This window comes from Mesorhizobium sp. Ca11 (genome assembly GCF_020165275.1).
In the GTDB taxonomy this organism is placed as follows: Bacteria; Pseudomonadota; Alphaproteobacteria; order Rhizobiales; family Rhizobiaceae; genus Mesorhizobium.
This window is the reverse complement of record NZ_JAIUHU010000004.1, coordinates 142,136-155,062: the sequence shown is the minus strand read 5'-3', so window position 1 is coordinate 155,062 and position 12,927 is coordinate 142,136. Positions and strand designations below refer to the sequence as shown.

15 protein-coding genes and 1 pseudogene are annotated in these 12,927 nt (G+C 63.6%); 10 read left to right on the top strand and 6 right to left on the bottom strand.

Going from position 1 to position 12,927, the window contains the following annotated elements; translation table 11 throughout:
* Positions 1 to 30 precede the first annotated feature (30 nt).
* Positions 31 to 1,638 (top strand): murein biosynthesis integral membrane protein MurJ, encoded by a 1,608-nt coding sequence (gene murJ / locus LB538_RS09285; protein WP_224527013.1) that lies wholly within the window; start codon positions 31 to 33, stop codon positions 1,636 to 1,638.
* Here the strand turns inward: murJ and LB538_RS09280 are convergent.
* A complete protein-coding gene (locus tag LB538_RS09280; protein WP_095766110.1) occupies positions 1,613 to 2,017 on the bottom strand; it encodes a type II toxin-antitoxin system VapC family toxin in 405 nt (134 codons plus the stop codon). The genes murJ and LB538_RS09280 overlap by 26 nt on opposite strands.
* Positions 2,017 to 2,262 carry a type II toxin-antitoxin system VapB family antitoxin gene (locus tag LB538_RS09275; RefSeq protein ID WP_095766111.1) on the bottom strand — a complete coding sequence of 82 codons (246 nt, stop codon included), beginning with the start codon at positions 2,260 to 2,262 and terminating at the stop codon, positions 2,017 to 2,019. Before LB538_RS09275 ends, LB538_RS09280 begins: the two co-directional genes overlap by 1 nt.
* 233 nt (positions 2,263 to 2,495) lie before the next feature.
* Here LB538_RS09275 and trpS point away from each other — a divergent pair, with 233 nt between their 5' ends.
* From trpS to LB538_RS09260, 3 genes are all read left to right on the top strand, one after another.
* Positions 2,496 to 3,563 carry a tryptophan--tRNA ligase gene (gene trpS / locus LB538_RS09270; protein ID WP_224527015.1) on the top strand — a complete coding sequence of 356 codons (1,068 nt, stop codon included), beginning with the start codon at positions 2,496 to 2,498 and terminating at the stop codon, positions 3,561 to 3,563.
* 98 nt (positions 3,564 to 3,661) lie between these two features.
* Positions 3,662 to 4,153 carry a universal stress protein gene (locus LB538_RS09265; protein ID WP_095766113.1) on the top strand — a complete coding sequence of 164 codons (492 nt, stop codon included), beginning with the start codon at positions 3,662 to 3,664 and terminating at the stop codon, positions 4,151 to 4,153.
* 201 nt (positions 4,154 to 4,354) lie between these two features.
* Positions 4,355 to 4,924: a NifU family protein gene (locus LB538_RS09260; RefSeq protein ID WP_095766114.1), complete on the top strand. Its 570-nt coding sequence runs from the start codon at positions 4,355 to 4,357 to the stop codon at positions 4,922 to 4,924.
* 157 nt (positions 4,925 to 5,081) lie between these two features.
* Here LB538_RS09260 and LB538_RS09255 read toward each other — a convergent pair whose 3' ends face one another.
* Positions 5,082 to 5,699 carry a L,D-transpeptidase gene (locus LB538_RS09255; RefSeq protein WP_140802045.1) on the bottom strand — a complete coding sequence of 206 codons (618 nt, stop codon included), beginning with the start codon at positions 5,697 to 5,699 and terminating at the stop codon, positions 5,082 to 5,084.
* Positions 5,700 to 5,926: 227 nt separating this feature from the next.
* Here LB538_RS09255 and cueR point away from each other — a divergent pair, with 227 nt between their 5' ends.
* A complete protein-coding gene (gene cueR, locus LB538_RS09250; protein WP_095766116.1) occupies positions 5,927 to 6,316 on the top strand; it encodes a Cu(I)-responsive transcriptional regulator in 390 nt (129 codons plus the stop codon).
* Between the two features lie 13 nt (positions 6,317 to 6,329).
* On the opposite strand, the pseudogene LB538_RS09245 reads toward cueR, so the two are convergent.
* A pseudogene (locus LB538_RS09245) lies at positions 6,330 to 6,799 on the bottom strand (nucleoside deaminase).
* Between the two features lie 125 nt (positions 6,800 to 6,924).
* On the opposite strand from LB538_RS09245, the gene LB538_RS09240 reads away from it, so the two are divergent.
* From LB538_RS09240 to LB538_RS09220, 5 genes are all read left to right on the top strand, one after another.
* Positions 6,925 to 7,170: a hypothetical protein gene (locus LB538_RS09240; protein WP_224527017.1), complete on the top strand. Its 246-nt coding sequence runs from the start codon at positions 6,925 to 6,927 to the stop codon at positions 7,168 to 7,170.
* Positions 7,171 to 7,579: 409 nt separating this feature from the next.
* Entirely contained in the window at positions 7,580 to 7,927 is a 348-nt protein-coding gene (locus tag LB538_RS09235) for a hypothetical protein (RefSeq protein ID WP_224527019.1), read from the top strand.
* A 91-nt stretch (positions 7,928 to 8,018) separates the two neighbouring features.
* Entirely contained in the window at positions 8,019 to 8,519 is a 501-nt protein-coding gene (locus tag LB538_RS09230) for an MmcB family DNA repair protein (protein WP_224527021.1), read from the top strand.
* A 180-nt stretch (positions 8,520 to 8,699) separates the two neighbouring features.
* Positions 8,700 to 9,446: an SDR family NAD(P)-dependent oxidoreductase gene (locus LB538_RS09225; RefSeq protein ID WP_224527022.1), complete on the top strand. Its 747-nt coding sequence runs from the start codon at positions 8,700 to 8,702 to the stop codon at positions 9,444 to 9,446.
* Positions 9,447 to 9,488: 42 nt separating this feature from the next.
* On the top strand, positions 9,489 to 10,523 hold the full coding sequence (locus tag LB538_RS09220) for an RNA polymerase subunit sigma-70 (protein WP_224527024.1): 1,035 nt from the start codon (positions 9,489 to 9,491) through the stop codon (positions 10,521 to 10,523).
* Here the strand turns inward: LB538_RS09220 and nhaA are convergent.
* Positions 10,520 to 11,710, bottom strand: coding sequence for a Na+/H+ antiporter NhaA (gene nhaA / locus LB538_RS09215; protein WP_224527027.1), 1,191 nt, complete (start codon positions 11,708 to 11,710; stop codon positions 10,520 to 10,522). The genes LB538_RS09220 and nhaA overlap by 4 nt on opposite strands.
* 427 nt (positions 11,711 to 12,137) lie before the next feature.
* On the bottom strand, positions 12,138 to 12,701 hold the full coding sequence (locus tag LB538_RS09210) for an ActR/PrrA/RegA family redox response regulator transcription factor (RefSeq protein ID WP_140546716.1): 564 nt from the start codon (positions 12,699 to 12,701) through the stop codon (positions 12,138 to 12,140).
* Positions 12,702 to 12,927: the final 226 nt, after the last annotated feature.

Here is a 12,927-nt window from a genome sequence, read left to right as displayed (position 1 = left end):
GACGCAATTTTTCTGGCAGTCGTTCCCAGCATGAGTCTAGTCAAGAAATTCGCCACCGTCGCCTCCGGCACGCTGATGAGCCGTGGGCTGGGCTTCGGCCGCGAGATGCTGATGGCGGCGGCGCTCGGCACCGGACCGGTCGCCGACGCCTTCAACGCCGCCTTCCAGTTTCCCAACACCTTCCGCCGGCTGTTCGCCGAGGGCGCCTTCAACGCCGCTTTCGTGCCGCTGTTCGCCAAGGAGATCGAGCAGCATGGCACCGACGGCGCCAAGCGCTTCTCGGAGGAAGTGTTCGGCGTGCTGTTCTCCGCGCTTCTGGCGCTGACCATCGCGATGGAACTGGCGATGCCGCTGATCGTGCGTTACCTGGTGGCGCCGGGCTTTGCCGACATTCCAGGCAAGTTCGAGACGACCGTCCGGCTTGCGACAATCATGTTCCCGTATCTCATATGCATGTCGCTCGGCGCCATGATGGCCGGGATGCTGAACTCGCTGCGCCGCTATTTCGCGGCGGCGATCGCGCCGGCCTTCCTCAACATCATCCTGATCGGCGTGCTCGCCTATGCCTGGTATCATGGGCTGGACGCGCATGATGTCGGCTTCGGCCTGTCCTGGGGCGTGCTGGCGGCAGGCATCGTGCAACTCGCCATCGTCTGGATCGCGGTGCGCAATGCCGGCATCTCGATCGGCTTCCGCCGGCCGAAGATGACGCCCAACGTCAAGCGGCTGCTGATCCTGGCACTGCCGGCGGCGATCACCGGCGGCATCACGCAGATCAACCAGCTGATCGGCACGGCGATCGCCTCGGCGCAGAACAGCGCAGTGTCGTCGCTCGCCTATGCCGACCGAATCTATCAGCTGCCGCTCGGCGTCGTAGGCGTGGCCGTCGCCATCGTGCTGTTGCCGGAACTGTCGCGGGCGCTGAAGTCGGGCAATTTGGTCGAGGCGGCCAATTTGCAGAACCGCTCGGTCGAATTCACCTTGTTCATGACGCTGCCCGCCGCCGCGGCGCTCTGGGTGATGTCTGAGCCGATCGTGCGGCTGGTCTATGAGCGCGGCGCCTTCGCCGCCAACCACTCGACGCCGATCGTCGCCTCGATTCTGGCGATCTTCGGCCTCGGCCTGCCCGCCTTCGTTTTGATCAAGGCGTTCACGCCCGGCTATTTCGCCCGCGAGGACACGCGCACGCCGATGATTTTTGCCGCCATCTCGGTCGGCGTCAACGTCGCGACGGCGCTGAGCCTGTTCCCGTCGATGGGCGCGCCGGGCATTGCGGTCGCCTCGGCAGTCGCCGGCTGGGTCAACGCGCTGATGCTGCTCGCCATGCTGATCAGGCGCGGGCATTGGGGCCGCGACATGCCGCTCTTGCGACGCATTCCCCGGCTGGTGCTTTCCGCCGTGATCATGGCCCTGGCGCTTTACTTCGCGGAGCGCCACTTTGCCGCGCAGATTGGGCCTGGCTCGCCGCTCGTGGTGAAGGCGACGACGGTGCTTGGGCTGGTCGCCGGAGGCGCCGCGCTCTACTTCATCGCCGCCTTCGGCACCGGCGGCGCCGATTTCGGGATGCTCCGGCGGAATGTGAAGCGTCGTTCACCCAAGGCGCTACCGCCCGTCAGGGAACAGTCTCCAGATCCGTGAGTCGGAATTCGTTGGCCGTAGAAAGTATCGGAACGGCGTAGTATCGGGCGCAAGCGTAGTGGAAGCAGTCCGCCATATTTAGGCGGATAGCATTGTTGCGAAACCGCGCAGCGGCCTCGACGGATAGGGATGTTGCCTCGGATGCAGGCGGAAGCTCGTGCAAGGCAATTGCCCGCTCTTCCAGAAAGCGGTCTACAATCTCCGCGCTTCTGGCGACCGGAATCGCCAGCTTTTCTGGTCGCGCGAGCGCCATCGCTGCCTCCCAAACGGCTATCGCCGACGTGAACGGTGCCGATGCCTTCATGACGGCCTGCGCGCATCGCTCGGCTTCCGTCTCGTTGCTTAGGATTGCGACGATGGCTGCGGCGTCGACAAACATCAGTCGTCGCCGGAAAGTTCATCATAAACGGACTGCGGCAGCGGTTTGCGCGCTTGTTCGCTAAGCTTGATTCCAAACTCGGCTCGCAGTCGTGCCGCCGTTTCCAGCGGCGTCTCGCGATTGCGGCGCCGCTCCAAGGCTTCGCGCATGGCGATCACGATTGCCTCGGTGATGCCGACCCCTTCAGCTTTGGCGAAAGCGCGCGTCAACCTGTCGGCTTCCTTATTGTTGATGTTGATGGTCATGGCTACATTCCTTCATGTAGTTAGAAATATGTAGCCTATGCCCGGCAAATGTCAACATACCGATGCCCATGCCAGCTCGTCCGCGCCTCTTGATCCCGCAACGTGCTTCGTCCATAAGCGCGCCGTCGCAAGACTTTCGCCGCGCGCGGTTTCCAGCCGCATGATTGGCTCCAAAAAGTCTGCAACTTTTTGGAATCATGCTTAGACGGCCCTCCACAAGCCATGAGGAATTCATGTCCGCCTTCAAGCCACTCGTCTTTTCGGGCGTCCAGCCGACCGGAAACCTGCATCTCGGCAACTATCTCGGCGCCATCAAGAAATTCGTCGCCCTCCAGGATCAGTCCGACTGCATCTATTGCGTCGTCGACCTGCACTCGCTGACGGCGCAGCTCGTGTATCAGGACCTGGGCGACCAGACGCGCTCGATCACCGCGGCGTTCCTGGCCTCCGGCATCGACCCCAAGAAGCACATAGTCTTCAACCAGTCGCGGGTCATGCAGCACGCCGAGCTCGCCTGGATCCTCAACTGTGTGGCACGCATCGGGTGGATGTACCGGATGACGCAGTTCAAGGACAAAGCCGGCAAGGACCGCGAGAACGCCTCGCTCGGCCTGCTTGCCTATCCGAGCCTGATGGCCGCCGACATCCTGCTCTACCGCGCAACGCATGTGCCGGTGGGCGAGGACCAGAAGCAGCATCTGGAGCTGACCCGCGACATCGCGCAGAAATTCAACAACGACTTCTCCGAGAAGATCGCAGCACTTGGCGTCGGCGTCGAAATGCAGGTCGGCGAAGAGACGGTGAACGGCTATTTTCCGATTACTGAACCGGTGATCGGCGGCCCGGCGGCGCGCATCATGAGCCTGCGCGACGGCTCGAAGAAGATGTCGAAGTCGGACCCGTCGGATCTGTCGCGCATCAACCTGACCGACGATGCCGACACGATCTCGAAGAAGATCCGCAAGGCCAAGACCGATCCGGAGGCCTTGCCGAGCGAGGTCGACGGGCTGGAAAGCCGGCCCGAAGCGGAGAATCTCGTCGGCATCTATGCCGGCCTCGCGGAAATCTCGAAGGAAGAGGTGCTGAAGGAGTATGGCGGGCAACAGTTTTCCGTGTTCAAGCCGGCGCTTGCCGATCTTGCCGTGGAGAAGCTGGCGCCGATCGCTTCCGAGATGCGCCGCATCGAGGGCGACCGCGCCTATGTCGACGCCGTGCTCAAGGATGGCGGCGACCGGGCCCGCGCAATCGCCGAGGGCACGATGAAGACGGTGCGCGACATTATCGGCCTTCTGCAGGACTGATCCAGCGACCTCCTCGGACCATTGCCGCGCCGACCGGCGGCTTGCCGCCGGTTCGCGGCAGTGGCAGATTGCGACCGAACCATACCGAGCAGATAGACATGGTCTCCAAACGCCTCAGCCGCGAAGCCGGCCATCGCCGCAAGTTCCTGGCGATCATCGACGACACGCCCGAATGCGAGCGCGCCGTCGCCTATGCCTCGAAGCGGGCGCAAAGCACCAGCGGCGTGCTGGTGCTGCTCTACGTCATCGAGCCGGACGACTTCCAGCACTGGCTGGGTGTGGAAAAGATCATGCGCGAGGAAGCCACGGCGACAGCTCGCGCGGCGCTCGACGGCTACGCCAACAAGGTGCGCCAGCATGCGGGGATCGAGCCGGAGCTGGTGGTGCGCGAAGGCAAGCCGACGGAAGAAATCCACAAACTGATCGAGGAAGACCAGGACATCGCCATCCTTGTGCTGGCCGCCGGCGCCGGCAAGGAAGGCCCAGGGCCGCTGGTCAGCGCGGTCGCCGGGCGGGGAGCCGCATTCCCGATCCCCGTCACGGTGGTTCCGCAGAACCTGTCCGACGAGGAGATCGACAGCCTAGCTTGAGGTGCTTCGATATTCAGGTGAGGCCGGCGTGCAAATGGCCGCCTGACCCGAATCTCGATCCACCTCGACATTCGTGATAGAAGCCGAAAAGCATTCCGCCAGCCAGCCGTTCCAGCGACGCGTTTCGCTTGAATGTCCAGCCGATAGAGCCTATTTAGAATTATTCCAAACTATCGGCCCGGGAAGGGCCTGGAGATACCCATGTTCATCCAGACCGAATCGACGCCGAACCCGGCGACGCTGAAATTCCTGCCGGGCAAGGAAGTGCTGCGCGAAGGCACAGCCGATTTCCGCAACGCCGAAGCCGCGGCTGAGGCCTCGCCGCTGGCCGGCCGCCTGTTCGAGATCCCGGGCGTCACCGGCGTCTTCTTCGGCTATGATTTCATCACCGTGACCAAGGATGGTCCGGACTGGCAGCACCTGAAGCCGGCGATCCTCGGCGCCATCATGGAGCATTTCATGTCCGGTGCGCCGGTCATGGCCGCGACCGCTCCGGCGAGCGAAGCCGGCGAGACCGGCGAGTTCTACGACAAGGCCGACGAAGAGCTGGTGCTGACCATCAAGGAACTGCTCGACACGCGCGTGCGCCCGGCCGTCGCCCAGGACGGCGGCGACATCACCTTCCGCGGCTTCGAGAACGGCACCGTGTTCCTGCACATGAAGGGCGCCTGCGCCGGCTGCCCGTCATCGACGGCAACGCTGAAGCACGGCATCCAGAACCTGCTTCGCCATTTTGTTCCGGAAGTACAGCAGGTCGAGCAGGTCGCCTGAGAACCCACTGGCCGGCCGCGTCGTGCGGCGAAGCGAATTCCGATCCAAGATCGCAAAAACAAAAAACCGGGCCCCAACAGCCCGGTTTTCTGTTTTTGGACGTCTTGTTGTTGCCTAGACGGTCCGCTTGCGAAGCTTTTGGCCTCGGCCTTCGTGATCACATCACGATGACCTTGGCGCCGACCGACGTGCGGTCGTAAAGATCGATAATGTCCTGGTTCATCAGCCGGATGCAGCCCGACGACATCGCCTTGCCGATCGAGAACCATTCCGGGCTGCCATGCAGGCGGTAGCCCATGTCGCCGCCCTTGTTGAAGAGATACATGGCGCGCGCGCCGAGCGGGTTCTTCAGGCCCGGCTCCATGCCGCCGGCGAACTTGGCGAGCTCGGGCTGGCGCTTGATCATCTGCGAGGGCGGTGTCCAGGTCGGCCATTCGCGCTTCAGCGCGATATGGGCCGTGCCGTGCCATTCAAAACCCTCGCGGCCGACGCCGATGCCGTAGCGCATCGCCATGCCGTCGCCCTCGATGAAATAGAGAAACTTGTTCTGCGTATCGACGATGATAGTGCCCGGCTTTTCCGACGAGTCGTACCGCACTTCCTGGCGGTGGTACCGGGCGGGGACCTTCTCGATCGGGATGCGCGGCAGCTGATAGCCGGCATCGGTCATCGCGCCATAGTTGTTGGTGAACATTTGCCCACCGATGGTGCTGCACCCGCTGATCGCGGTCGACAGCGCAAGAGCGGCGAGGATTGCAAATGACTTCAAGCGCATGAAAAGGTCCGACGCCCCGCCTCGATACCAGCGGCACGAGTCGGCCGCTTTGTTGCCACCATTCATGCTGGCATTTCTTTTGCTTGCCAAGCGCGCACTGCCTATATGCAAGGCCTTACGCGCCGGTAAGTGCCCGACTGCGGCATTTTCGCAACAGGCCTTACAGGATTATGAAGCAAAATCAATGGGGCGACTCAAGGAGCTGCCTGCGATGCGAGGAGAGCGCCATGAATGTCGGTGATGCCGCGGAGCGTTCCGGCCTGCCGGCCAAGACCATTCGCTACTATGAGGAAATCGGGCTGATCCGCCCGGCGCGGGCCGAGAACGGCTATCGCGATTACTCCCGCGACGATATCCACCGGCTCGCCTTCCTGCGCCGTGCGCGCAATCTCGGCTTCTCAATCGACGATTGCAGGCAGCTGATGGCGCTCTATCAGGACCGCGGCCGCGCCAGCCATGATGTGCGCGAGATCGCCGCCGCCCATGTCAGGGCGATCGAGGAGAAGGTACGCGAATTGCAATCGATGCGCTCGACGCTGCAGACACTGATCCACGCCTGCCACGGCGACGACCGGCCGGACTGTCCGATCCTGGACGACATGGCGGGCGCGGCCTAAGGGCGGAGCTCGGTCAGCGCTTCCAGAAATCGCGGTGCGGGGCGAGCATCTCGTCCGCGATTTCGGGAAAGGGGCCGAACACGTCGATCTTTTTCTGGCCGGAGGCGAAGACGGCGCGCGAGGCGAGGTTCATGGTCGGGTTCTCCGCATGGTCCCCGGTGAGCGCCAGGAGGCTGGCTTCCTCGACCCCGTAGACCAGACGCCCGATATTCGCCCAATATATCGTGCCGGCGCACATCGCGCATGGTTCGAAGGTCGAGACAGCGTGCATTGCCACAGGAACTCCGGCTCATAGGCCGCCGCGGCGCGGCGGGCGAGCTCGGTCTCGGCATGGCGCACCGTATCGAGATTGCCCTGCCGCATCAAAATGCGATCGTCCGGCCCGACCAGCACGCAGCCGAACGGATGATGCCCATGCGCCGCCGCCTCGCGCGCGACGACATCGGCGGACCGGAGGTGGGCGAGCATCTGGTCGCGGGTCATGGGAAAATTCCTTTCATGGCGAGATTGCTGCCATGAGGCATGACCAGCAAGGCTAATCTTCTCTGAACCACGGCTCAAGCATCTACTTGGCTTTGCGCTCCACCCGTTCCTGGTTTGATGCTATTTTGACGATCACCTACAATGAGATTGCCGGGATGGCCATCCACGAGGACATCGAACGGGTCGAGCAGCATATCCGCGAGATCGAACAGCGGATCGAGCGCCAGCGCGCGGTCATCACCCAGGCCGAAGAAAACGGCCTGCCGACCGACGGTCCGAGCAATTTCCTGTGGTTCCTGAAAGAGACATTGAGCCTGAGCCGCGACCACTTGGCCAGGCTTCTGGCGGATGAATTTCGAGCGGGGGACTAGCAGTAGCGGGCCTCGCCGTAGACATCTGCTGTCTTCGCGGCGGTCCGCGTCCATTATGTCTGGCATTGGCAGATCGCAATCGTCGTAGCGCTCACCATAGTTATGAGTGTTGTCTATCCCGCTATCAGAACCCTGATACGCAAGCGTTCTGCTTGACACGGCCCGCCGAAAAAAGGCAGGGGCCGAGCTAGCGAGAAATAAGGTAACATAACCTAAGCGATTCCTGATGCAGTGGCGCTGCCATACCCGCTTTTCACAGACCAAAACGCGAGCGGGCCGCAGCAAACGGCGGGCCAACCGCTGGTTTGGGGCTGGGCCACGATAGTGCCGCGCTTGTGATTGGTCTTATCTTATTATCTGGGCCCATGGTGGCCTCGGGTCAGTCGTGGCCTGCGGATCGTCTAGAGCCATGCCACAAGACCCCATCCGAATTGACCAGTTTTGGGATAAGAACCCGCTGGTGATGCCATGGATGGAGAAATACCTTCCGATAGATCGTATGTGGCAAGATGCGGTCGCCACCGTAATGGGTATTACTGCTATTACTTGTATAGGCTTGGCGATGCTTTTCCTATTCCTTCCAAATAACGTATTCACTGGGATAATATGCGTATTGCCCGGCGGCTATCTTTTAGGAAGTTTCAATGAGAGAATGTCACGCGCGCAGACGAAATTCTTCCACGCCAAGAGAGACGAGGGAAGAATTGGCAACGCCAATAATGCAACTGGCTCAAACGGCCCCGTTGCGGACAGGTAGCCACCAACCGCAGAGCGTGGGTTTGTCAACCAGATGATGGCCGGCCTGACAGGGGTTCAAACCGTGAACAAAATCTGGCATGGTGCCTCCCATGCCACTCGTTTCCCCGATTCCCCTTAACCCGCTGATCGACGGCCGCCAGTCGGAGCGCGCCATGCTGGTGCGGCGCGGCGTGCAGCGGCTGCTCACCGAAATGGGCGCGCGTGTGCTGCCGGAGCTGTCTTTGGCCACAGGGCGCCGCGCCGATCTCGTCGCGCTGACCAGGCAGGGCGACATCTGGATCATCGAGATCAAATCCTCGATCGAGGATTTCAGGGTCGACCGCAAATGGCCGGACTACCGGCTGCATTCCGACCGCTTCTTCTTCGCCACCCATCCCGGCGTTCCGGCTGACATCTTTCCCGAGGAATGCGGCTTCATCCTCTCCGACGGCTATGGCGCGGAGATCCTGCGCGATGCGCCCGAGCACCGCATGGCGGCAGCGACACGCAAGGCGCTGATGCTGCGGATTGCCCGCGCGGGCGCCGCGCGGCTCTTGGCGGCCGAGCTTGCCGGCGTCGCCGTGCCGGCGCTGGATGGCGAGAGCGAGTAGTCGTCGCGGTGTGTGGATGCTGGTGCGTAACCGCTGGCGTCCGACCGCAGGCCTGGCTCAGGCCAGCCCTGCGCCAGGCCAGCGAGAATTTTCTTCCCGCACCGATGATTTCCGCTGAACCCGATTGTCTTCACCTATAGGCGCGTCCGGATGGCCGGCGGCCTGGAAAAAGGTGATCAAATGAAACCGTTGCAAAATCAGAATGTCGTCGTCGTCGGAGGCAGCCGGGGTGTCGGCCGCTCGATCGTGGAAGCAGCGCTTGGCGCGGGAGCGACCGTGCTCGCGGTCGCCCGTGGCGCCGCCGACCTGAAGCAGCTCGCCTGGGAACGCCCGGGCTTGAGGACGCTTAGCACGGACGCGACGGCGGAAGGCGCACCGCAAGCGGTTTTCGATGCGCTGGCACCCGACGTGCTGGTGGTCTGCGCGGGCGCGCTCGCCCCTTCGGCGCCGATCCAGGAGCAAAGCTGGGAGGTCTTCTCGGTAAACTGGGAGATGGACGTCAAGGCATCGTTCCTGTTCTGTCGGGAAGCCCTCAAGGGCCGGCTCAAGCCTGGAACCCGTGTGCTGCTGATCGCCAGCGGCGCCGCCTTCAGCGGCGGTCCGCCGAATTCCGGCGGCTATGCCGGCGCCAAGCGCATGCAGATATTTCTGGCCGGCCATTGCCAGAAGGAATCGGACCGCCTCGGCCTCGGCCTGCGCTTCATGGCGCTTTCGCCGGCCCGCATCATGCCGGACACCGGGGTCGGCGATCGCGGCATTGAAGGCATCGCGGCCTATATGGGCATCCGCCCGGCCGACTTCCTGGCCAGCATGAGCGACATGCAGACGCCGGCCGATGTCGGACAGGCTGTGATCCAGCTCTCGACGGGCAAGCCGCAGGGCAGCTCCTTCACCGTAAGCGGCAGCGGCCTTGCGGCGGCGGCATGAGGCGCGCAGGATGGCGGCCGAATTCAGCTCCCCGGGCTTCCCATGACTGACGCTTCCGGCCCTATCGAGCGGCCAGGCCAGCCGGCCCTCGACCGGCTGGCCTTCGAGCGCCTGACCGTCGCCCATCGCCGCGCGCTGAAGCTCCATTGCTATCGGATGATGGGCTCGCTCAACGAGGCGGACGATCTCGTCCAGGAGACGTTCCTAAAGGCGTGGCGCGCGCGGTCGCAATTCGACGGACGCGGCTCGGCGCGCGGCTGGCTCTACGCGATCGCCACCAACAGCTGCCTCAATGCGATCAAGGCACGCTCGCTGGCGCGGCGCATTCTTGAGCAACCCGAGCGGCCGGCCTCTGAGGGCAGAGCGACCGGCGGCCCGGCCACGGAGCTCGCCTGGCTGGAGCCGTATCCGGACGCCGAGCTGCCCGACATCGCCGATGACAGGCCCGGCCCGGAAGCGCGCTATGAGGCCCGCGAGGTGGTGCGGCTCGCTTTCGTGGCGGCAATCCAGCTGTTGCCGCCGAGGCAGCGCGCGGCCTTGCTGCTTTGCGATGTGCTCGGATGGTCCGCCATCGAGACCGCGCAATTGTTGGGCGGGTCGACCGACTCGATCAACAGCGCCTTGCAGCGGGCCCGCGCGACGCTGGGCGAACGCTACCCACAGGGGCGCCCGCCGCAGCGGTCGCGGCCCAACGCGAACGAAGGCGTGCTGCTCGAACGCTACATGCAGGCTTGGCAGGCCGACAATCTCGACGGACTCGTCGAGCTGCTGCGCGAGGACGCCATCTACCACATGCCGCCATGGCGGGAATGGTATCATGGACGCCCGGCGATCGGCGCTTTCCTGGGCAGCGTCTGGGGCAATTTTGCCGGCTATCGCGCGGTGGCTATCGGCGCCAACACCCAGCCGGCAGTGGGCGTCTACGCGCTCGGCCGCCAGAATTCCATGTGGCAGCCGCATTCGCTGCATGTCCTCGAAGCCGCCGGCGACAAGATCGCCTCGCTGACGATTTATGTCCCGCCGCTCGGCCCCGCTTTGTTTCCAGCCTTCGGTCTGCCGCCGGAACCTCGGAGCTAGTTCAGATCTTCTTCCACTCCGCCGCCCGCCGGCGCCATGAGCAGGATGGCGGCGCCCAAGAGGGCGGCAATCAGCGAGCCGGCGAGGATGCCGACTTTCACCGCGTCCTGCAGCGCCGGGTCGCCGGCGAAGGCAAGCAGGCCGATGAACAGGCTCATGGTGAAGCCGATGCCGCAAAGCAGCGAAATGCCCAGCATGTGCAGCCAGCCGGCATTGGCCGGCAGGTCGGCGAGGCCAAACCGGATCGCGAGCGCCGAGGAGCCGAAGACGCCGACCAGCTTGCCGAGCACAAGGCCGGCGGCGACGCCAAGCGTCAGCGGCTCGACCAGTGCTGCAAGGCTCAGGCCGCCGAGCGAGACGCCGGCATTGGCGAAGCCAAAGATCGGGATGACGAGGAAGGGCACCAGCCCATGCAGGCCGTGTTCCAGCCTATGCAGCGGCGAATGCTCGAGATCGCGGCTGATGCCGGGAGACCGCTCCAACGGGATGGTGAGCGCCAGCGCCACGCCGGCGAGCGTCGCATGCACGCCCGACTTGAGCACCAGCACCCACAGCAATGCGCCAAGCAAGAGATACGGCCAGAGCTTCATGACCCGCATGCGGTTGAGCACGACGAGCAGCGCGATGACGACGAAGGCGGCCGCCAAATAAGCGAGCGACAGGCCGCTGGTGTAGAACAGCGCGATGATGATGACGGCGCCGAGATCGTCGATGATGGCCAGAGCGGTGAGGAAGACCTTCAGCGAGGCGGGCACGCGGCTGCCGAGCAGCGAGAGCACGCCGAGCGCGAAGGCGATGTCGGTGGCGGTGGGGATCGCCCAGCCAGAGAGCGCTGCCGCATTGTCGCGGTTGATCAAGACATAGACCAGCGCCGGCACCGCCATGCCGCCGGCGGCGGCGATGCCGGGCAGCACGCGGCGCGGCCAGGTCGAGAGCTGTCCGTCCAGCATCTCGCGCTTGATCTCGAGCCCAACCAGCAGGAAGAACACCGCCATCAGCCCGTCATTGATCCAATGCGATACGCTGAGCGGCCCGAGATAGGCGTGCAGGACGGCAAAATAAGTTTCGGCCAAAGGCGAGTTGGCGACGATCAGCGCAAGGGCTGCGGCCATCATCAGGATGATGCCGCCGGCGGCCTCGCCATCGAGGAATTCACGCAGGATCGATTTCGGCCGCTTATCTTGCATGGTCCCTCCGCCCGTCACCCCGACCTGACGGCCGGAACCTATAACGTATGATGCGCAGCCCGGCTGGCGAAGCAAGCGTTCGAGTTCACATTGACAGATCGCCTGCTTCGGCAGTTGGCCGAAACGCCCGTCTCTTCGTCATCCACGGGCGAAGCAGGAGCGAAGCGACGCGGCGCAGACCCGAGGATCCATTCCGTTACATCGGAGCGGTGCCAACGGTGCAGAATTCCGCTCCGCTGCGTTCTGCGGCCGGGATCACGGAATGGATCCCAGGGTCTTCGCGACGGAGCTTCGCTCCTGCTTCGCCTAGTGCGTTTCACCGTTTCACGGAAACGGCGAAACGCCCTATCTCTTTGTTTTTTACGCAATTCCGGACGGAAAACCGCTCACACTTTTCCTGGAATTGCTCTAGGATGACGACACTCGTTTAACGCGGCGCGCGCTTTGCGAGAATCCGCTGCAGGGTGCGGCGGTGCATATTGAGGCGGCGCGCCGTCTCGGAGACGTTGCGGTCGCACATTTCGTAGACGCGCTGGATGTGCTCCCAGCGCACGCGGTCGGCCGACATCGGGTTTTCCGGGGGCGCGGCGCGCTCGCCGGAGGTGCGGGTAAGCGCGGCGAAGACGTCGTCGGCGTCGGCCGGCTTGGACAGGTAGTCGATGGCGCCGAGCTTCACCGCCGTCACCGCCGTGGCAATGTTGCCGTAGCCGGTCAGGATGATGGCGCGGGCGTCGTTGCGCTTTTCGCGGATGACCGCCACGACATCGAGGCCGTTGCCGTCGCCCAGGCGCATGTCGACCACGGCATAGGCTGGCGGATGAGCGCGCGCCTTGGCGACCGCCTCTTCCACGCTCTCCGCCGTCTCGACCACAAAACCCCGGGTCTCCATGGCCCGGGCAAGCCGGGTGAGGAACGGCTTGTCGTCCTCGACGATGAGCAAGGAGGTGTCCTCCCCCTCGACCATTGCGCCCGTCGTTTCGTCTCCGTTCATCTTATTGGCATCCTACCGATCCAAAGCGCGCCGCGCCGAGACCCATTCTGGCGAAGGCCCTTCAAATCCTTGTTTCCGAGCATGTCGACTTCCTGAAATCGCTGCACAGTTTTGGGCGACATGCCTCACTTTTACGCAGATACAGTCCTGCAAGAGCAATGTCCAATTTTTAGAGCCGGCAACAGAGCTGCCATGCGGTAATTGCAAGGCTTTCTCACCGTTTCGC

Coding starts and splice junctions, on each gene's coding strand:
- nhaA (WP_224527027.1), bottom strand. CDS start 11,710: ATGCAAGATAAGCGGCCGAAATCGATCCTGCGTGAATTCCTCGATGGC.
- LB538_RS09255 (WP_140802045.1), bottom strand. CDS start 5,699: ATGCGCTTGAAGTCATTTGCAATCCTCGCCGCTCTTGCGCTGTCGACC.
- LB538_RS09210 (WP_140546716.1), bottom strand. CDS start 12,701: ATGAACGGAGACGAAACGACGGGCGCAATGGTCGAGGGGGAGGACACC.
- LB538_RS09280 (WP_095766110.1), bottom strand. CDS start 2,017: ATGTTTGTCGACGCCGCAGCCATCGTCGCAATCCTAAGCAACGAGACG.
- LB538_RS09265 (WP_095766113.1), top strand. CDS start 3,662: ATGGTCTCCAAACGCCTCAGCCGCGAAGCCGGCCATCGCCGCAAGTTC.
- LB538_RS09230 (WP_224527021.1), top strand. CDS start 8,019: ATGCCACTCGTTTCCCCGATTCCCCTTAACCCGCTGATCGACGGCCGC.
- LB538_RS09260 (WP_095766114.1), top strand. CDS start 4,355: ATGTTCATCCAGACCGAATCGACGCCGAACCCGGCGACGCTGAAATTC.
- trpS (WP_224527015.1), top strand. CDS start 2,496: ATGTCCGCCTTCAAGCCACTCGTCTTTTCGGGCGTCCAGCCGACCGGA.
- LB538_RS09225 (WP_224527022.1), top strand. CDS start 8,700: ATGAAACCGTTGCAAAATCAGAATGTCGTCGTCGTCGGAGGCAGCCGG.
- LB538_RS09235 (WP_224527019.1), top strand. CDS start 7,580: ATGCCACAAGACCCCATCCGAATTGACCAGTTTTGGGATAAGAACCCG.
- LB538_RS09220 (WP_224527024.1), top strand. CDS start 9,489: ATGACTGACGCTTCCGGCCCTATCGAGCGGCCAGGCCAGCCGGCCCTC.
- cueR (WP_095766116.1), top strand. CDS start 5,927: ATGAATGTCGGTGATGCCGCGGAGCGTTCCGGCCTGCCGGCCAAGACC.
- murJ (WP_224527013.1), top strand. CDS start 31: ATGAGTCTAGTCAAGAAATTCGCCACCGTCGCCTCCGGCACGCTGATG.
- LB538_RS09275 (WP_095766111.1), bottom strand. CDS start 2,262: ATGACCATCAACATCAACAATAAGGAAGCCGACAGGTTGACGCGCGCT.